The sequence below is a fragment of the Burkholderia sp. AU15512 genome, assembly GCF_002223325.1.
In the GTDB taxonomy this organism is placed as follows: domain Bacteria; phylum Pseudomonadota; class Gammaproteobacteria; order Burkholderiales; family Burkholderiaceae; genus Burkholderia.
In genome coordinates, this window is record NZ_NKEX01000003.1 from 1079508 (window position 1) to 1099106 (window position 19599).

17 protein-coding genes are annotated in these 19599 nt (G+C 70.0%); 16 read left to right on the forward strand and 1 reads right to left on the reverse strand.

What is annotated here, in order from left to right; translation table 11 throughout:
• Window positions 1–209 precede the first annotated feature (209 nt).
• Window positions 210–2834, forward strand: coding sequence for an alanine--tRNA ligase (gene alaS / locus CFB43_RS07700; RefSeq protein WP_089494650.1), 2625 nt, complete (start codon window positions 210–212; stop codon window positions 2832–2834).
• Between the two features lie 129 nt (window positions 2835–2963).
• Here the strand turns inward: alaS and CFB43_RS07705 are convergent, their stop codons facing one another.
• Window positions 2964–3878, reverse strand: a complete 915-nt coding sequence (locus CFB43_RS07705; RefSeq protein ID WP_089494651.1) for a LysR family transcriptional regulator — start codon at window positions 3876–3878, stop codon at window positions 2964–2966.
• 123 nt (window positions 3879–4001) lie between these two features.
• Here CFB43_RS07705 and CFB43_RS07710 point away from each other — a divergent pair, with 123 nt between their 5' ends.
• The 15 genes from CFB43_RS07710 (at window position 4002) to CFB43_RS07780 (ending at window position 19506) form a co-directional block, all read left to right on the forward strand.
• Entirely contained in the window at window positions 4002–5246 is a 1245-nt protein-coding gene (locus CFB43_RS07710; protein ID WP_089494652.1) for a YbfB/YjiJ family MFS transporter, read from the forward strand.
• 121 nt (window positions 5247–5367) lie between these two features.
• On the forward strand, window positions 5368–5904 hold the full coding sequence (locus CFB43_RS07715; protein WP_089456050.1) for an NUDIX domain-containing protein: 537 nt from the start codon (window positions 5368–5370) through the stop codon (window positions 5902–5904).
• A gap of 139 nt (window positions 5905–6043) precedes the next feature.
• Window positions 6044–6481 carry an acyl-CoA thioesterase gene (locus tag CFB43_RS07720; RefSeq protein WP_089494653.1) on the forward strand — a complete coding sequence of 146 codons (438 nt, stop codon included), beginning with the start codon at window positions 6044–6046 and terminating at the stop codon, window positions 6479–6481.
• A gap of 7 nt (window positions 6482–6488) precedes the next feature.
• A complete protein-coding gene (locus tag CFB43_RS07725; RefSeq protein ID WP_089494654.1) occupies window positions 6489–7424 on the forward strand; it encodes a branched-chain amino acid ABC transporter permease in 936 nt (311 codons plus the stop codon).
• Window positions 7417–8646, forward strand: a complete 1230-nt coding sequence (locus CFB43_RS07730) for a branched-chain amino acid ABC transporter permease (protein WP_089494655.1) — start codon at window positions 7417–7419, stop codon at window positions 8644–8646. Before CFB43_RS07725 ends, CFB43_RS07730 begins: the two co-directional genes overlap by 8 nt.
• Window positions 8643–9395 (forward strand): ABC transporter ATP-binding protein, encoded by a 753-nt coding sequence (locus tag CFB43_RS07735; RefSeq protein ID WP_089494656.1) that lies wholly within the window; start codon window positions 8643–8645, stop codon window positions 9393–9395. The genes CFB43_RS07730 and CFB43_RS07735 overlap by 4 nt, the downstream gene beginning before the upstream one ends.
• Window positions 9392–10096 (forward strand): ABC transporter ATP-binding protein, encoded by a 705-nt coding sequence (locus tag CFB43_RS07740; protein ID WP_089494657.1) that lies wholly within the window; start codon window positions 9392–9394, stop codon window positions 10094–10096. Before CFB43_RS07735 ends, CFB43_RS07740 begins: the two co-directional genes overlap by 4 nt.
• Before the next feature lie 173 nt (window positions 10097–10269).
• Window positions 10270–11016: a glucose 1-dehydrogenase gene (locus CFB43_RS07745; protein ID WP_089494658.1), complete on the forward strand. Its 747-nt coding sequence runs from the start codon at window positions 10270–10272 to the stop codon at window positions 11014–11016.
• A 478-nt stretch (window positions 11017–11494) separates the two neighbouring features.
• Entirely contained in the window at window positions 11495–12985 is a 1491-nt protein-coding gene (locus CFB43_RS07750; protein WP_089494659.1) for an MFS transporter, read from the forward strand.
• A gap of 9 nt (window positions 12986–12994) precedes the next feature.
• Window positions 12995–13582, forward strand: coding sequence for a hydrolase (locus tag CFB43_RS07755; RefSeq protein WP_089494660.1), 588 nt, complete (start codon window positions 12995–12997; stop codon window positions 13580–13582).
• A 58-nt stretch (window positions 13583–13640) separates the two neighbouring features.
• The gene (locus CFB43_RS07760) at window positions 13641–14804 is read left to right on the forward strand and encodes a quinone oxidoreductase family protein (RefSeq protein WP_089495277.1); all 1164 of its coding nucleotides are present in this window, start codon (window positions 13641–13643) and stop codon (window positions 14802–14804) included.
• A gap of 103 nt (window positions 14805–14907) precedes the next feature.
• A complete protein-coding gene (locus CFB43_RS07765; protein WP_089495278.1) occupies window positions 14908–16146 on the forward strand; it encodes a CaiB/BaiF CoA transferase family protein in 1239 nt (412 codons plus the stop codon).
• Window positions 16143–17006, forward strand: a complete 864-nt coding sequence (locus CFB43_RS07770) for an HpcH/HpaI aldolase/citrate lyase family protein (RefSeq protein ID WP_089494661.1) — start codon at window positions 16143–16145, stop codon at window positions 17004–17006. The genes CFB43_RS07765 and CFB43_RS07770 overlap by 4 nt, the downstream gene beginning before the upstream one ends.
• Window positions 17003–18490, forward strand: a complete 1488-nt coding sequence (locus CFB43_RS07775) for an MmgE/PrpD family protein (RefSeq protein WP_089494662.1) — start codon at window positions 17003–17005, stop codon at window positions 18488–18490. Before CFB43_RS07770 ends, CFB43_RS07775 begins: the two co-directional genes overlap by 4 nt.
• On the forward strand, window positions 18487–19506 hold the full coding sequence (locus CFB43_RS07780) for a cyclase family protein (RefSeq protein ID WP_089494663.1): 1020 nt from the start codon (window positions 18487–18489) through the stop codon (window positions 19504–19506). Before CFB43_RS07775 ends, CFB43_RS07780 begins: the two co-directional genes overlap by 4 nt.
• Window positions 19507–19599: the final 93 nt, after the last annotated feature.

A 19599-nucleotide genomic window follows, 5' to 3' on the forward strand; every position in this document is an offset into this window, starting at 1 on the left:
GGCCGGTTGGCATGCCGAGCATCTTAAGGCGAATCGGCTGCGCGAGTGGCCCACCCGGCCCGGCGCGAGGGGCGAGCCGCTTTCCGCCGCTTTGCCCGGAAGCCGGCCCCGATCCCGTATAATCGATCGTTTCCGAATCCATGCCGCCGCGCGCCCCGACAAGGGCGCCGGCGTTTGAAGCCGTCTTTGCCAGACTGTCCCCGCACGCCATGAAAGCTGCCGAAATCCGCGAGAAATTCCTCAAATTCTTCGAATCGAAGGGCCACACGATCGTCCGCTCGTCGAGCCTCGTGCCCGGTAACGACCCCACGCTGATGTTCACGAACTCGGGCATGGTCCAGTTCAAGGACGTGTTCCTCGGCACGGACCCGCGTCCGTACTCGCGCGCCACGACGGCGCAGCGCAGCGTGCGCGCGGGCGGCAAGCACAACGACCTCGAGAACGTCGGCTACACGGCGCGCCACCACACGTTCTTCGAGATGCTCGGCAACTTCTCGTTCGGCGACTACTTCAAGCACGACGCGATCAAGTTCGCGTGGGAACTGCTGACCACGGTCTACCAGCTGCCGAAGGAGAAGCTGTGGGTCACGGTCTACCAGGAAGACGACGAGGCGTACGACATCTGGGCGAAGGAAGTCGGCGTGCCGACCGAGCGCATCATCCGCATCGGCGACAACAAGGGCGCGCGCTACGCGTCGGACAACTTCTGGACGATGGGCGACACCGGCCCGTGCGGCCCGTGTACCGAAATCTTCTACGACCACGGCCCGGACGTGTGGGGCGGCCCGCCGGGGTCGCCTGAAGAAGACGGCGACCGCTACATCGAGATCTGGAACCTCGTGTTCATGCAGTTCAACCGCGATGCGCAGGGGAACATGACGCGCCTGCCGAAGCAGTCGGTCGACACCGGCATGGGCCTCGAGCGTCTCGCCGCGGTGCTGCAGCACGTGCACAGCAACTACGAGATCGACCTGTTCCAGAACCTGATCAAGGCCGCCGCGCGCGTGACCGAAATCAGCGACCTCACGAACAACTCGCTGAAGGTGATCGCCGATCACATCCGCGCGTGCTCGTTCCTGATCGTCGACGGCGTGATTCCCGGCAACGAAGGCCGCGGCTACGTGCTGCGCCGGATCGTGCGCCGCGCGATCCGCCACGGCTACAAGCTCGGCCGCAAGGGCTCGTTCTTCCACAAGCTGGTGGCCGACCTCGTCGCCGAGATGGGCACGGCCTATCCGGAACTGAAGGAAGCCGAACAGCGCGTGACCGACGTGCTGCGCCAGGAGGAAGAGCGCTTCTTCGAGACGATCGAGCACGGCATGTCGATCCTCGAAGCCGCGCTGGCCGACGTCGAGGCGAAAGGCGGCAAGGTGCTCGACGGCGAGCTCGCGTTCAAGCTGCACGACACCTACGGCTTCCCGCTCGACCTCACGGCCGACGTGTGCCGCGAGCGCGGGATGACGGTCGACGAGCCGGCATTCGACGACGCGATGGCGCGCCAGCGCGAGCAGGCGCGTGCGGCCGGCAAGTTCAAGGCCGCGCAGGGCCTCGAATACACGGGCGCGAAGACTACCTTCCACGGCTATGAAGAAATCGCGTTCGACGACGCGAAGGTCGTCGCGCTGTACGTCGACGGTTCGTCGGTCAACGAAGTGAAGACGGGCCAGGACGCGGTCGTCGTGCTCGACCACACGCCGTTCTACGCGGAATCGGGCGGCCAGGTCGGCGACCAGGGCGTGCTCGCGAACGCCGCGACGCGCTTCGCGGTGGCCGACACGCTGAAGGTGCAGGCCGACGTGATCGGCCACCACGGCACGCTGGAGCAGGGCACGCTGAAGGTCGGCGACGTGCTGCGCGCGGAAATCGACGCGCATCGCCGCGCCCGCACGCAGCGCAACCACTCGGCCACCCACCTGATGCACAAGGCGCTGCGCGAAGTGCTCGGCGCGCACGTGCAGCAGAAGGGTTCGCTGGTCGACGCGGAAAAGACCCGTTTCGACTTCGCGCACAACGCGCCGATGACCGACGACGAAATCCGTCGCGTCGAGCAGATCGTCAACAACGAAATCCTGGCCAACGCGCCGGGCATCGTGCGCGTGATGCCGTACGACGAAGCGGTGAAGGGCGGCGCGATGGCGCTGTTCGGCGAGAAGTACGGCGATGAAGTGCGCGTGCTCGACCTCGGCTTCTCGCGCGAACTGTGCGGCGGTACGCACGTGCATCGCACCGGCGACATCGGCTTGTTCAAGATCGTCGTCGAAGGCGGCGTCGCGGCCGGCATCCGCCGCGTCGAGGCGATCACTGGCGACAACGCGGTGCGCTACGTGCAGGAACTCGACGCCCGCGTGAACGAAGCCGCGGCCGCGCTGAAGGCGCAGCCGTCGGAGCTCACGCAGCGGATCGCGCAGGTGCAGGACCAGGTGAAGTCGCTCGAGAAGGAGCTGGGCGCGCTGAAGTCGAAGCTCGCATCGAGCCAGGGCGACGAGCTCGCGCAGCAGGCGGTCGAAATCGGCGGCGTGTTCGTGCTGGCCGCGACGCTCGACGGCGCCGATGCGAAGACGCTGCGCGAAACGGTCGACAAGCTGAAGGACAAGCTGAAGAGCGCGGCGATCGTGCTGGCCGCCGTCGAAGGCGGCAAGGTCAGCCTGATCGCGGGTGTCACGCCCGACGCGAGCAAGAAGGTCAAGGCCGGCGAGCTCGTGAACTTCGTCGCGCAGCAGGTCGGCGGCAAGGGGGGCGGCCGTCCGGACATGGCGCAGGCAGGCGGCACCGAGCCGGCGAACCTGCCGGGCGCGCTGGCCGGCGTGAAGGGCTGGGTCGAAGAGCGGCTCTGATCGTCGCGACCGATGCGATGCCGTCTCGTTACGGCATCGCTTGAATCAAGAAAGACCCGATCGGCATGGGCCGGTCGGGTCTTTTTGTTGGTACGCCGGAACGATGCGTGCCGGCCGCCGCACGACGATTCAGGCCGGCACGGTGACCGGCGGCTTCGCCGCACCATCCGCCTGCCGTGCGGCGTCGGTGAGCGCATCGCGCAACGCGGCCAACGCGGCCGACGCATACCCCTGGCGCCACGCGAGCAGCGTATCGATGCCTTCCAGTTCGGGGATCACGTGCGCGGTGATGGTGCCGGTCTCGGGCTGCAGGTCGAGCACCGAACGCGGCGCGACCGCGATGCCGGCACCCGCCGCGACGCACGCGACGATCGCGTGATACGACCCGAGCTCGAGCACGCGCGCCGGCTTGACGCCGTGCCCCGCGTACCACTGCTCGACGTACTTGCGATACGTGCAGCCGCGCTCGAACGCGATCAGCGTCGGCAGGATCACGTCGCGCGGCGTGCGTACCGGCGGGTGGCCGCGCGGCGTGAGCAGCACCAGGTCCTCGCGGAAGACCGGCACCGTCTCGAACGTGTCGGGGAGCGTCTCCGGCGCGGGCGGGCGGGCGAACAGCGCGGCGTCGATCTCGAAGTCGCGCACGCGGTCGATCAGCCAGCCCGTCGTGCCCGTCAGCAGTTCGAGCGACACGTCGGGCCACGCGTGGTGATAGCGCGCGAGTATGGTCGGCAATCGGCTCGCGGCCGTGCTCTCCATCGTGCCGAGCCGCAGCCGCCCGCGCGGCGTGTCCTCGCGCACCGCGTCGCGCGCCTCGTCGGCGAGCGCGAGCAGGCGCTCCGCATACGGCAGCAGCGTATGGCCGGCCGGCGTCAGCACGAGTCGACGGCCGTCGCGCACGAACAGCGCCGCGCCGAGTTCCTCCTCGAGCTGCTTGATGCGCGTCGTGACGTTCGACTGCACGCGATTGAGCTTGGCCGCCGCACGCGTCACGCCGTTCTCGCGCACCACGGCCCGGAAAATCGCCAGCGCCGCCAGGTCCATGATTCTCTCCGAGCGATGATTGGATTCTCAATTATTCATTTTTCGAGAACGTTTGGTCAAGCTAGGATGGAAGCATTCCGATTTCCGATCCGGCCGGCGCATTGAACGCCGGTCCTTGCCGCCATGTCCCGCTCCGATGCCCCGACCGCCGCCGCCGGCGCGCCTTTCGTCGATGATGCCGACCGCCGCGCCCGCGCGGCCGCGCTGGCCTGCATGGTCGGCCTCGCGGTCGTGCTCGGCGTCGGCCGCTTCGCGTTCACGCCCTTGTTGCCGCTGATGCTCGCGGACGGCTCGATTGGCCTGAAGGCCGGCGGCTGGCTCGCGTCGGCGAACTACGCGGGCTACTTCGTCGGTGCGGTCAGTTGCGCGGCGCTGCGGGTGGCGCCCGCGCGCATGGTGCGCGTCGGGCTCGTGGCCACCGTGCTGCTTACCGCCGCGATGGGTGTCGGCCACCTGCTGCCGGTGTGGCTCGCGGTGCGCTTCGTCGCGGGCGTCGTCAGCGCATGGACGTTCGTGTTCGTGTCGCAATGGGGGCTGCGCCGGCTAGCCGACCTGCACGCGCCCGAGTGGAGCGGGGTGATCTACGCGGGGCCCGGCGTCGGCATCGTCGTGACGGGGCTGATCGGCAGCGCACTGGCCGGCCAGCGCGCGGCGTCGGGCTGGCTCGGTTTTGCCGCGCTGTCCGCGGTGCTGTCGGTCGTGATCTGGCGCACGTTTGCGGCCACCCCGGCGCAAGCCGTGCCGTCGGGCGGCGCCGCACCGCAGGCGGCTGCCGCAACCGCGTCGCACCACGCGCACCAGCGCCGCCATCGCGCGGACGCCGCATGGCTCGTCGTGCTGTACGGGATGCCGGGCTTCGGCTACATCATCACCGCGACGTTCCTGCCGGTGATCGCGCGCGCGGCGCTGCCGGCCGGCTCGCCGTGGCCCGACCTGTTCTGGCCGATGTTCGGCGCGGCGCTGATCGTCGGCGCGATCACCGCCGCGCGGCTGCCCGGGCACTGGGACAACCGGCTGCTGCTGGCGGCCGGTTGCGCGACGCAGGCGCTCGGCATTGCCGCCGGGATCGTGTGGCCGAACGCGGCCGGCTTCTCGGTCGGCAGCGCGCTGCTCGGCCTGCCGTTCACCGCGATCACGCTGTTCGCGATGCGCGAGGCGCGGCGTCTGCACGGCGAACGGGCTGCCGGGCTGATGGGCTATGCGACCGCGTCGTACGGGGTCGGGCAGATTCTCGGCCCGCTCGTCGCGGCGCCGCTGGCCGCGCGCTTCGGGTCGTTTTCCCCCGCGCTGTGGGTCGCGGTGGCCGCGCTGCTGCTGGGCGCCGCCGGTTTCGCGGCGACCGCCGCGCGCGGGCGCCGGCAACCCTGATGTCGGCGGGGCCGGATCGTCTGCGGCACGGGCAAACTCGCTAGAATGAAGCCTTTCCCGCGCCGAGCGGGTGCGCGGGCAGCCGGCAGGCGGCCGTCCGGCGCCTGCCAGATCCCCATCGATGACCACCGCCGATTACCGCTTTTGCCCGCGCTGCGCGAGCCCGCTCACCGAGCGCGCCGATCCCGACCATGAAGGCGGCCGCATTCGCCAGGCGTGCCCCGACGACAGCTGCGGCTATGTGCACTGGAACAACCCGCTGCCCGTCGTCGCGGCGATCGTCGAGCTCGACGGCAAGATCCTGCTCGCGCGCAACGCGGCCTGGCCCGAAGGCATGTTCGCGCTGATCACCGGCTTCCTCGAGAACGGCGAGACGCCCGAGGACGGCATCGCGCGCGAGGTGTTCGAGGAAACGGCGCTGAAGGCCGAGCACGTGTCGCTGGTCGGCGTCTACGAATTCATCCGCAAGAACGAGCTGATCATCGCGTACCACGTGCGGGCGTCGGGCACGGTCGCGCTGTCGCCGGAACTGCTCGAATACAAGCTCGTCGATCCGCCGCTGCTGCGCCCGTGGCGCGCCGGCACGGGCGTCGCGCTCGCCGACTGGATGCGGGCGCGCGGCCTCGACTTCGAGTTCGTCGACCGGCCGGGGCAGTGACGGGCCGGCCCGTCAGCCGCGTTGCCTCCGCCGTGCCGCGCGCGATCGCGGCGCGGCGTTCCGCTTCTTGCCGGTGCGCCGTGTCCCGCGGCCGCCGCGCGTCGTCCACCTCGCTTCCCTCGTCCTGACCACCATCGCCATGTCCGACAAGCCGCAACCGCACCCGCGCGACGCCTATCGCCACTTCCTGCCGATCACGACCCGCTGGATGGACAACGACGTCTACGGGCACGTGAACAACGTCGTCTACTACAGCTACTTCGACACGGTCGTGAACGAATACCTGATCCGCGCCGGCGTGCTCGACGTCGAGCACGGCCAGACGATCGGCCTCGTGGTTGAGACGCAGTGCAACTACTTCGCGCCGCTCGTGTTCCCGCAGTCGGTTGATGCAGGATTGCGGGTCGTGAAGCTCGGCACGTCGAGCGTGCGCTACGAGGTCGGGCTGTTCGCGCAGGGCGAAGCCACGCCCGCCGCGCAGGGGCACTTCGTGCACGTGTACGTCGATCGCGGCACGCGCCGGCCGGTGCCGCTGCCCGACGCGCTGCGCGCCGCGCTCGAGCCGCTCGCGGCCTGACGGCGCGGTGCACGCGTTCGTGCTCCAGGCCTTCAACGGCCTCAGCTACGGCTTGCTGCTGTTCATGCTGTCGGCCGGCCTCACGCTGATCTTCAGCGTGCAGGGCGTGCTCAATTTCGCGCATGCGAGCTTCTACATGCTCGGCGCGTACGTCGGCTACAGCATCGCGGCCGGCGCGGGCTTCTGGCCCGCGCTGGTGCTCGCGCCGCTCGCGGTCGGGCTGCTCGGCGCCGGCTGCGAACGCATGCTGCTGCGCCGCGTGCAGGCGCGCGGCCATACGAGCGAACTGCTGCTGACCTTCGGCCTCGCGTACCTGATCGGCGAGGGCGCAAAACTCGTGTGGGGCCTCGCGCCGTTGCCGGCGCCCGTGCCGGCGCTGTTCGACGGCGCGCCCGTGACCGTATTCGGCCTCGCGCTGCCGCGCTACCGGCTGTTCATGATGGGGATGTCCACGGCGATGCTGGTCGCGCTCGGCGCGCTGCTGCGCGCGTCGCGCATCGGGCTCGTCGTGCGCGCGGCGCTCACGCACCGCGCGGCCGTCGAGGCGCTCGGCTATGACGTGCCGCGCGTGATGACGGCGCTGTTCGGCGCGGGCACCGCGCTCGCGGCGCTGGCCGGCGTGATCGGCGCACCGCTCGCGGTGATCGAACCCGCGCTGGCCGAAACGGTCGGGTCGGTCGTGTTCGCGGTCGTCGTGATCGGCGGGCTCGGCTCGCTCGGCGGCGCGTTCGCGGCATCGCTCGCGGTCGGCTTCGCACAGACCTTCGCGGCCGCGAGCGACACGTCGCTGCGCGACCTCACGGAATGGGCCGGCATCGCGCTGCCCGACAGCGTGGCCGCGGTGTCGATCGCGCAGCTGGCGCCGCTGGTGCCGTACCTGCTGCTCGTCGCGGTGCTGGTCGCGCGGCCGCGCGGGCTGTTCGGCGAGCGTGCCGATGCGTAACCGCATGCTCGTCGGCGTCATGCGCTGGTCCCTGTTCGCCGCATGCGTCGTGCTGCCCGCGTGGCTGTGGCCGCATGGCGCGGTGCTCGGCTATCTCGCGCAGACGGCCGCGCTCGTCGTGCTCGCCCTGTCGTACAACCTGCAGCTCGGCACGACCGGGCTGCTGTCGTTCGGGCACGCGGCGTTCGCGGGCCTCGGCGCGTTCGCGGCCGCGCACTGGTTCAACCACTTTGGCGGCCCGCTGCCGCTGTTGCCGCTCGTCGGCGGCGTGGCCGGCGCCGCTTTCGGCTTCGCCGCCGGGCTGCTCGCGACGCGCCGCTCGGGCACCGCGTTCGCGATGATCACGCTCGGGCTCGGCGAATGCGTCGCGGCCGCCGCGTGGAGCGTGCCGGCCTGGTTCGGCGGAATCGGCGGCGTGCCGATCGACCGCGCGAGCGGCACGCCGTGGGGCGGCTGGCATTTCGGCGCACCCGTCCAGGCGTATGCGGTGATCGCCGCGTGGTGCCTCGCGTCGGCGTGGGCGATGCACGCGCTGACGCGCACGCCGCTCGCGCGGCTCGCGAATGCGGTGCGCGACAACCCGGTGCGCGTCGCCGCGCTCGGGTCCGATCCGCGCCGCGTGCGGCTCGCGATGGTCACCTGCGCGTCGTTCTTCGCCGGCGTCGCCGGCACGCTGACGCTGATCGACGTCGAGATCGCGACGCCCGACAGCGTATCGATGGCGCGCTCGGCGACCGTGCTGATCGCCGCGGTGATCGGCGGCACCGGCGCGTTCTTCGGGCCGGCGGCCGGTGCGGCCGTCCTCACGGTGCTGAGCCTCGTCGTCGCGGGCGTGTCGCGCGCGTGGGCGCTGTATCTCGGCGTGCTGTTCGTCGCGGTCGTCGTGGCCGCGCCGCGCGGGATCGCCGGGATCGTGCCAGCGCTCGCGCAGGCATTGCGGCGCGGCGCGCCGGCGGCCGAGCGGTGGCGCATGCTGTGCGCGGTCGGCGCGTGCGTGTTCTGGGGCGTCGCTGTCGTCTGCGCGGCCGAGCTCGGCTACGCGTGGCGTTTCGCGCAGGACGACGGCGCGGGCTTTGCATTCGGCGCCTGGCGCATCGACGCCGATACGCCGGCCGGCTGGGCCGTCGCGGGCTCGGCGTTCGGCATCGGCACGCTGCTGTGGGGCTGGCGCGCGCGGCTCGCGCCGGGCCGGCAGGCCGGCCAGCGGGAGGACGGGCGATGAACGGCAACGCGATCGCGCTTCACGGCGTGGTGCAGCGCTTCGGCGCGCAGACGGTGCTCGACGGCGTCGAACTGAGCATCGCGGCCGGCGAGCGTCACGCGCTGATCGGGCCGAACGGCGCGGGCAAGTCGACGCTGTTCGGCGTGATCGCCGGTGCGGTGCGGCCCATGCGCGGGCGCGTCGTGCTGCACGGCGTCGAGCTGCGCGGGCGCGGGCCGGTCGTCGCGAGCCGGCTCGGCATCGGCCGCAGTTTCCAGCAGACGAGCGCGTTCGCGCGACTGACCGTGTTCGACAACCTGCGCTGCGCGGCGCTGCATGCGCCGGCTGAGCGGCGGCGCTGGTGGAACCGGCTGCGCGAAGCGGCGTCGGTCGATCTCGCGGCCGCTCGCGTGCTGCACGACATCGGCCTCGATGCGCACCGCGACACGCTGGCCGGCGAACTGAGCTATGCGGAACAGCGTGCGCTCGATCTCGGGATCGCACTCGCGAGCGGCGCGCGCACGCTGCTGCTCGACGAGCCGACGGCCGGGATGAGCCGCGCGCAGGCAGCGCGGATGATCGCGCTGATTCGCGCGACCACGCAGGGGCGCACGGTCCTGCTGATCGAACACGACATGGATGCGGTGTTCGGTTTCGCCGAACGCATCACGGTGCTCGTGCGCGGCACGGTGGTCGCGACCGGCGCGCCCGATGCGATCCGCACCGATCCGGCCGTGCGGGCCGCCTATCTGGGCGAGGGCGGCCCATGAGCGCGTTGCTCGACATTCGCGATCTGCGCGCGTGGTACGGGCTGCAACCCGTGCTCGACGGCGTCGATCTCGCGCTGGCGCCGGGCGAGACGCTCGCGCTGCTCGGCCGCAACGGCTCGGGGCGCTCGACCCTTGCGAAGGCCGTGATGGGGCTCGTGCGCACGGCCGGCTCGGTGCGCATCGCCGGTGCCGAATGCGTGGGGGCACGCACGTTCGAGATCGCGCGGCGCGGCGTGGCTTACGTCGCCGAAAGCCGCGACGTGTTCCCGCTGCTGACGGTACGCGACAACCTGCGGCTCGGGCTGCGCGGCGCCAGCGGCGCGGCCGAACGCGCGGCGCTCGAACGGCTGTTCGAGCGCTTTCCGTTGCTGGCCGCGCGCGCGGACGTGAAAGCGGGGCGGCTGTCGGGCGGCGAGCAGCAGGTGCTCGCGCTGGTACGGGCGCTGGCCGGCCAACCGCGCGTGCTGATCGTCGACGAACCGGCCGAAGGGCTCGCGCCGCTGGCCGTCGACGAAGTCGGCGCATGCCTTGCCGCGCTGCAGGCCGACGGCGTCGCGATCGTGCTGATCGAGCAGCGGCTGCAGTTCGCGCCGCGGCTCGCGCGGCGCGTCGCGGTCATGGGGCGTGGACGGATCGTCTACGACGGTGCGCTCGACGGCCTGGGCGGCGAGGTGGCGAACGCATGGCTGAGCGCCGGCTGACGGCGCGCGCGCGATTGTTCGGAAAACGCTGCCAGTCAATTCGTGTCGAGCCGCTTTATCGTCGCCGTACCGCACAGTAAATTGCCAGCCATACCGGTCGCACATCGACGCAACGAGCAACGACGCGGCAACCGGCACCCTCCATCGAAAGTCTTGGACTGAGGAATGAGATCATGAGCAAGCTGGCAAACAAGGTAGCGATCGTCACGGGCGGTTCGAAGGGCATCGGCGCGGCGATCGCGAAGGCACTGGCCGCGGAAGGCGCGTCGGTGGTCGTCAACTACGCGAGCAGCAAGGCGGGCGCCGATGCGGTCGTGAGCGCGATCGTCGAAGCCGGCGGCCGCGCGGTCGCTGTGGGCGGCGACGTGTCGAAGGCAGCCGACGCACAGCGCATCGTCGATACCGCAATCGACACGTACGGGCGTCTGGACGTGCTCGTCAACAATTCCGGCGTGTACGAATTCGCGCCGATCGAAGCGATCACCGAAGAGCACTACCGCCGGCAGTTCGACACGAACGTGTTCGGCGTGCTGCTGACCACGCAGGCAGCGGTCAAGCATCTCGGCGAAGGCGCGAGCATCATCAACATCAGTTCGGTGGTGACCAGCATCACGCCGCCCGCGAGCGCGGTCTACAGCGGCACCAAGGGCGCGGTCGACGCGATCACCGGCGTGCTCGCGCTGGAACTCGGCCCGCGCAAGATCCGCGTGAACGCGATCAACCCGGGGATGATCGTGACCGAGGGCACGCACAGCGCGGGCATCATCGGCTCCGATCTCGAAGCGCAGGTGCTCGGCCAGACGCCGCTCGGCCGCCTCGGCGAGCCGGACGACATCGCGTCGGTCGCCGTGTTCCTCGCATCGGACGATGCGCGCTGGATGACCGGCGAGCACGTCGTCGTGAGCGGCGGGTTGAACTGACCGGATCGTGCCGCGCCGACGGCACGCGTGTTGAAGTGGTGAAATCCGGCGGACGCCGCGTCGAGCTTGCTTCGGCAGATCGCGCTGCGGGCCGCCGGTTGTCGTGCGATCCACGACATTCGATGGACGAATGCGGCACGGACACGATTCCTAGAGGCCACCCTCAGATCCCGCATCGCACCGCGGCATAAAACTGTCATGCGACGTGCGTGGCAACGGTGCATGCCGCCTGCCGCGCGTGACTGAAGTCATCCCCCCGAATGCTCCTCGACTGCCCGCCGCGCAAGGCTGACGGGCGTTTCTCGTGCATCGCCGCCGTATCGACGGGGGCCGGTCCGGTGCGCGCCGCGCATGCCACCCATTCAAGTTGCGAATGTGTGCATCGCAACAATCCATTTCATCCGCGGCGCGCCGAGCGGTATGGTGAACGCACGTTCGACATTCATCGACCGATGCACATTCACCACGCGAAGGCGCCATGAAAACGACTCACGATCGATCCGGGCACGCGGCACGTCCGACCGCCGGTGGTCCGCCCGAAGGCGGCGACGACCGACGCAACGCAGGTCTGCGCCTGCCGGCGAAGCTGGTCGGTCCGATCGTGCTCGGCACGCTGCTCAACGCGCTGAACTCGTCGATGATCGCGGTCGCGCTCGTGAGCATCCAGCAGGCATTCGCGCCGCACGGCGCCGCGCAGGCGCGCATCGATACGCTGTGGCTCGTGTCGGGTCTCTATCTGGCGACGGCCGCCGGCCAGCCGACGATGGGGCGGCTCGCCGATCGCTTCGGGGCGAAGCGGATCTTCTGTATCGGCCTCGCGATCGTGCTGGTCGCGTCGTCGCTCGCGCCGTTCGCGCCGACGCTCGGCTGGCTGATCGCCTCGCGCGTCGCGCTCGGCATCGGCACGTCCGCCGCCTATCCGGCCGGCATGGCGATGATTCGTGCGTGGTCGCAGCGGCACGCGAACGGCGCGACGCCGACGGGCGGCCTCGGCGCGATCTCGATCGCGGCACAGGTGGCCGTGGCGTTCGGCCCGCCGCTCGGCGGCGCGCTCGTGCAGTTCGCCGGCTGGCGCGCGATCTTCTGGATCAACGTGCCGATCGTGCTGGCCGCATTCCTGTTCGCGTGGCTGTGGATCCCGGCCGACCCCGTGCGTCGCGGCGCGCACGCACGCGACACGCTGAAGGAGCTGGACTTGCCGGGCGTCGTGCTGTTCGTGCTGACACTCGCGAGCCTGCTGCTGTTCCTGCAATCGGTGACACGCGAACCCGACTGGCTGCTGCTGGCCGCGACGCTGGTGCTGGTGCCGCTCCTGATCCACCGCGAGCGCCAGGCCGCGGCGCCGCTGATCGATATTCGCATGCTGGCGGACAACCGTCCGCTGCTCGGCACGTACCTGCGCTGCGTCGGCACCTATGCGGTGTTCTACGCGATCTTCTACGCGCTGCCGATGTGGCTGCAGGAGGCGCGGGGGCTGTCGGCCGCCGATGCCGGCCTCGTGATGCTGCCGGTCGCCGGTATCGGCACGGTCACGACGATGCTCGCGACCCGCATCGTGCACCGTCACGGCCCGCGCCCGGTGCTGGTCATCGGTTCCGCGATGCTCTGCATCGGCAGCGTCGTGATGAGCCTGATGACGAGCAGCCTGCCGATCGCGGCGATCGTCCTGCTGTCCATCGTGTTCGGTATTCCTAATGGTTTCAACAATCTCGGCAACCAGGCCACGCTCTACCAGAGCACGCCGCACGACCGGATCGGCACGGCCTCGGGGCTGTACCGCACCGCGCAGTACGTCGGCGGCAGCCTGTCGTTCGCGCTCGTCGGTCTCGCGCTCGGTCATCCGGCGAGCGATCACGGCCTGCGCGAGCTTGCCGTCGTCCTGGCGGTCATCAGTGTGGTGCTGTTGCTCAATGCCGTATCGAGCCGGCACCTCGACGCCGCCGTTTCTTCCGTTCCACAACAAAAGTGAGGGTTTTACATGTCCATTCCGACGCTCAATCGCACCGCCGCGCTCGTCGCCATCGATCTGCAGAACGGCATCGTCTCGCTACCGGTCACGCCCTATACCGGTGCGCAGGTGGTCGCGAAGACGGTCGAGCTGGCGGCGGCTTTCCGCGCGCTGGGGCTGCCCGTGATCTACGTGCACACGAGCTACCGGCCTGACGGCGGCGTCGCGCTGAAGGTGAAGACGGATGCGCCGTCGTCGCCGCCGAATCTCGATCCCGAATGGAGCGCGTTCGCGCCGGCGCTCGGCGTGCAGCCGTCCGACATCGTCGTGACGAAGCATCAGTGGGGCGCGTTCACCGGCACCGACCTGGACGTGCAGCTGCGCCGCCGCGGCATCACCGACATCGTGCTGACGGGGATCGCGACCAACATCGGCGTCGAATCGACAGCGCGCCAGGCATACGAAAACAACTACAACGTCGTCATCGTGAGCGACGCGGTCAGCACCTCGTCGGCCGATGCGCAGACGTTCGCGCTGACCCAGATCTTCCCGAAGCTCGGGCAGGTCGCCGCGGCGGCAGACGTGGAGGCGGCACTCGAGCAGGCCCAATCGCGCTGAAGCCGGCGAATCGTTCGGCGCGCTGTTGCAAACATCAATCGCTTACCGAGGAATGACGATGATCAAGACCGATGCATGGGTTCTCTACGCGGGACCGGAACCGACCCGACAGCAGCCGCCCGTCGCGGGCGAGCTGCGCCGCGAAACCTTTGAATTTTCCAGTCTCGAAGCCGACGAGGTGCTCGTCGAGCCGCTGTACGGATCGTGGGAAGCGAACCTCGACCACGCGCTGTCGCGCAACCCGGTCGATATCTGCCGCCAGCGCCGCGAGGACAAGATCGTGCTGGGCAACGGCGCGCTGGTGCGCGTGCTCGAGCGCGGCAGCGCGGTCAGTGCGCTGAAGGACGGCGAGATCTGCATGGTGATGCCGTTCGGCAAGCGCGACGAATACGGGTTCGCCGAACTCGTCTACGCGTACGACGCGCCGGGCACGATCGGCGTGATGGCGCAGCGCACCAAGATGCGCGCCGACAACCTGGTGCCGGTGCCGACCGACAGCCGCCACTCGCTGCTGCAATGGGCGACCTACGGCCGCTACTTCACCGCATGGGACAACTGGAAGGTCGCGTCGGCGTGCTGGCGTTCGCAACTGCCGGACGTCGATCCGGCCGACAACCTGGTGTTCGGCTGGGGCGGCGGCACGACGCTTGCCGAGCTGCAGCTGGCGAAGCGCGAGGGCTTTCGCGTCGCGATGACGGCGAGCAACGATCGCCGGCTCGAGGAACTCGCGAAGCTCGGCATCACGCCGGTCGACCGCCGCAAGTTTCCGGATCTCGCGTATGACGAGGCACGCTACCGGGCCGATCCGGAATATCAGGCACGCTACCGGGAGTCGGAGCGCGTGTTCGCCGACACGATCGCCGAGCTGAGCGGCGGCCGCGGCGTCTCGATCTTCCTCGACAATCTCGGCGGCGCACTGTATCGCGCGACGATGCGCGTGACAGGCCGCACCGGCATCGTCGCAACCGTCGGCTGGAAAACCGGGATGCGCCTGTGGAACCTGCGCGCGACGGAGTGCATCAACCGCCGCCTGCACATCCACACGCACGCGTGGCGTTACGACGACAGCATCACGATCCGCGACTTCCAGGAGTCGACCGGCTGGATCGGCCAGGAACCGACCGAGATCTTCGATTTCGACGACGTGCCGAAGCTGGCGTCCGATTACCTGAACGGGAAGATCGAGACGTATTTCCCGATCTATCGGATCAACGCGGTCTAAGCCGCGGGTCGCGCGCCGTGCCTGCCTCGTCGCACGATGATTAGTCATGCAGACGATGGCGGCGCACGGCGCGCCCGTGCAATCCATCTCGCAGGAGAAGGCCATGGCCTCTGTGGAAACCGGGGAAGTCGACGCCGACACGGCGTCGGACAGCGCCAGCCGCGCGCCGCTCGGCGGCATTCGCGTGATCGACGCCGCGACGCTGTTCGCCGGCCCGCTCGCGGCGACGATGCTCGCCGACTACGGTGCCGACGTGATCAAGGTGGAGCATCCGACGGGCGATCCGGCGCGCAAGTACGGCGCGCGCCGCGATGACGTCCCGTTGTGGTGGAAAGTGGTCGCGCGCAACAAGCGCGCGGTCACGCTGAATCTCGGCACGGCCGACGGCCAGCGGATCTTCCGCGAGCTGGCGGCGCAGGCCGACGTGGTGGTCGAGAATTTCCGGCCCGGCACGCTGGAGCGCTGGGGGCTCGGCTACGACGTGCTGTCCGCGATCAATCCGCGGCTCGTGCTCGTGCGGGTGACGGGCTTCGGCCAGTTCGGCCCGTATGCGCGCCGCCCCGGCTTCGGCACGCTCGCGGAGGCGATGAGCGGGCTGGCGGCGGCGACCGGCGAGGCGGACGGGCCGCCGCTGTTGCCGTCGTTTCCGCTGGCGGACACGGTGGCGGGGCTGACCGCCGCGTTCGCGATCATGACGGCGCTGAAGGCGCGCGATCGCACGGGACGCGGGCAGGTGGTCGATCTCGCGATCATCGAGACGATGCTCGCGGCGATGGGCGCGCAGGTCGCGAGCTACGACCAGACGGGGCGCGTGCCCGAACGCACCGGCAACCGCTCGCCGAACAATTCGCCGCGCGGCGTGTATCGGACGTCGGATGGCAAGTGGGTCGCGCTGTCGACTTCGGCGCACAGCATCGCCGAGCGCGTGATGCGGCTCGTCGGCCGCGCCGACCTGATCGACCAGCCGTGGTTCGCGAACGGCGTCGAGCGCGCGAAGCATGCGGACGAGCTGGACGCGGCGGTGGGCGGCTGGATCGGGCAGCGCACGCGCGCCGAGGTGCTCGATGAGTTCGAACGCGCGGAGGCGGCTGTCGCACCGATCTACGACGTGGCCGACGTGCTCGACGATCCGCAGTATGCGGCGCTCGGCTCGGTCGTCTCGGTGGCCGACGCCGAACTGGGCGCGTTCCGCACGCACAACGTGCCGTTCCGGCTGTCCGATACCCCCGGCGCGATCCGCTGGGGCGGGCCGTCGCGCGGCGCGCACAACGATGAAGTATTCGGCGCATTGGGACTGGAACCGCAGGACCTGGCCGATTTGACCGAACGAGGTGTGATTTGAAACAGAGCGCAACCTGCCGCAGCTATCTGTACGTGCCTGCGCACAAGACGCAGGTGGTCGAGAAGGCCTACGCGAGCGACGCCGATGCGATCGTGCTGGATCTCGAGGACGCCGTGCCGGCGAGCCACAAGATCGACGCCCGCAAGGCCGCCGCCGCGATCCTCGCGGGCCGCCCGCCGAAGCCGACCTACGTGCGCGTCAACCCGATCGGGAGTCCATGGTGCCGCGACGACGTCGAGGCGATCGCACTGCCCGCGCTGCAGGCGCTGCGCCTGCCGAAGTGCGATTTTCCCGCGCATATCCAGGAAGTCGCGGGCTGGCTCGATGCGCTCGGCAGCGACGCGGGGATCCAGATCCTGATCGAATCGGCGTATGGCGTGGAGACGGCCTACCAGCTCGCGACCGCGTCGCCGCGGCTGGAGCGGATCGGGCTCGGCGAAAGCGACCTGCGCGCCGACCTGCGGATCGGCGTCGACAACTTCACGCTCGAAGTGTGTCGCGCGCGCTGCGTGGTGGTGTCGCGCGCGGCCGGGCTGAACGGGCCGATTCAGACGGTTTATCACACGCTGAACGATCTCGACGGCCTGAAGGAGTCGACGTTGCGCGCGAAATCGATGGGGTTCGTCGGCCGCTTCGCGATTCATCCTTCGCAGATTCCGGTCATCAACGCGGTGTTCACGCCGTCGGACGAAGACATTCGCGCGGCCGAGCGGGTGCTGGAGGCCGTCGCTGCGGCGGACGGCGAATCGTCGGTGTTCGTGCTGCCCGACGGCCGCGTGGTGGCGCCGCCGCTGATCGCGAACGCGCGCGTGACGCTCGCGCTGGCGACCCATCTCCGGCGCGACGGAGCACCGGCATGAACGCGCCCGACACGCTTTCCGCACCGGCCGCGGCCGCCGGGCCCGTGAGTCCGGACGGCATCGTCGGCGCGCTCGGTCGCTTCGCGGCGGCGGTGCGCAACGATGGGCTCGACCGCACGCTGCGCGTCGAGGCCGCCGCGCGCGTGCTCGACCTGGTCGGCAACAGCCTGATCGCGCACGACGAACCGGTCGCACAGTCCGTGCTGCAGGTCGCGCGGCGCTGGGCCGGCAACGGCCCGGCGACCGTGATCGGCGCGCCCGACCGGCTGCCCGCCGCGAGCGCCGCGCTCGTCAACGGCACGCTTGCGCACGCGATGGATTTCGACGACTCGCACATGCTGTCGGTGCTGCATCCGAGCGCGTCGGTGATTCCGGCCGCGCTTGCCGCCGCACAGGCGAGCGGCGCATCGGGCACGGCGTTGCTCGATGCGATCACGGTCGGCACCGAGATCTGCATCCGGCTGGGCGTGGCCGCCTACAACCCGCAGATCGGCAATTCGGTGTTCTTCGAGCGCGGCCAGCATGCGACGTCGATCTGCGGGACGGTCGGCGCCGCCGCGGCCGCGGCGATGCTGCTCGGGCTCGACGCCGCGCAAATCGCCGCCGCGCTCGGCATTGCCGCGAGCATGGGCGCGGGCCTGCTCGAAGCCAATCGCACCGGCGGCTCCGTGAAGCGGATCCACTGCGGCTGGGCTGCGCATGCGGGCGTGAGCGCGGCGGAACTGGCGAGCGCGGGCGTGACCGCGCCGCCGACCGCGCTCGAAGGCCGCTTCGGCTTCTTCCGCGCGTGGTGCGGCGAGCTGGCCGACGTCGACGCGGTGCTGCGCGAACTCGGTGTCGACTGGGAGACGAGCCGGATCATCTTCAAGCCGTATCCGTGCAACCACTTCACGCATCCGGGCATCGACGCGGCATTGCAGTTGAAGGCGCAGGGCGTGACGGCCGACGACGTGGTGTCCGCCGAGCTGCGGGTCGCGACGTCGACGCTGCGCACGATCGGCGAGCCCGCCGCGCTGAAGGCCAACCCGCCGGACGGGTACGCGGCGGCGTTCTCGGGGCCGTACACCGTCGCGGCCGCGCTGCTCGGCGGCGGCGGGCTCGGGGTCTGGTTCGACGATTTCGACGACAAGCTCGTGCGGGATCCCGCGCGCCGTGCGCTGGCCGCGAAGGTGCGTTGCGTCGGCGATCCGTGGTGCGACGAGCGGTTCCCGCATTTCCTGCCCGCCGTGCTGCGGGTGGAGCGGCGCGACGGACAGGTGCTCGAGGCGCGCGTCGAGTCGAGCAAGGGCACCAATGCGCGGCCGCTGACCGAACAGGAACTCGTCGCGAAGTTCGTGCTCGCGGCGAGTTCGACGATCGGCCTGCCTCGTGCGCTCGAACTGCGCGACGCGGTGCAGGCGCTCGCCGACGACGCACCGCTCGACGGGCTGGCGGCGTTGACGTCCGGCGCGCATGCGAACCTGGAAGGAGGAGATCCATCTTGAGCACACCCCGCTGGAACAAGCGGCCGCCCGGCTCGAACTGGGGCGATTTCGGTCCGGACGACCAGAAAGGGCGGCTGAACTGGCTGACCCCGGACAACGTGCGGCAGGGCGTCGCCGAGGTGCGCGAAGGCCTGTCGTTCTCGCTGAGCCTGCCGCTCGACGTGCCGCGCGGCGGCGGCCTGAACGCGCGCCGCCGGCCGCCGGCGATCATGCCGGCGTTGCTGGGCGGCAAGCCGTACTTCGGTTATCGCGCGGATGAACAGGTTGCAAACGCAACCGACGTGGTCTGCGACGATTCCTTCTGCATGCATTCGCAGTTCTCGACGCAATGGGACGGTCTCGCGCATGTCGGCGGCGTATTCGATGCGGACGGCGACGGCGTGCCCGAGATCGTGTTCTACAACGGCTTCCGGATGGGCGAGCATCTGCGGGTGCCGCAGGAAGGCGACGCCACCGGCGGCGCGCGCGCGCTCGGCATCGAGGTGATGGCACGGACGGGCGTGCAGGGGCGCGGCGTGCTGATCGACCTGCGGCATCACTTCGGCGATGCCCGCACGAAAGTCGGCTACGCGCAGCTGATGCGCGTGATGGAAGAAGACGACGTGCGTGTCGAGCAGGGCGACATCGTCTGCATTCACACCGGTTTCGCCGATCTGTTGCTGAACGACGAAAGCGGGTCGCCCGCGACCGTCGCGAGTGCGTGCGTGCTGGACAGCAGCGACGCCCGCCTGCTGCAGTGGATCGACGAGTCGCGGCTCGCCGCGCTCGTGGCCGACAACCATGCGATCGAGGAACGGCCGCAGCAGGCGCAGCCGCTCGCGCAGCCGGGTGCGCTGATGCCGCTGCACGAGCTGTGCCTGTTCAAGCTCGGCATCCACCTCGGCGAGCTGTGGCATCTGACGCCGCTCGCGAACTGGTTGCGTGCGCATCGGCGCAACCGGTTCCTGCTGACCGCGCCCCCGCTGCATATACGGGGCCTGGTCGGTGCGCCGGTGAATCCGGTCGCGACGGTCTGATACGCGGGCAGGCAGCGGCTCGTGCACGATGGCCGGAGCGAACCGTTTCCACCATCGATGGCTGATTTCGATTGACTCGTTTTTCAGAAAAAT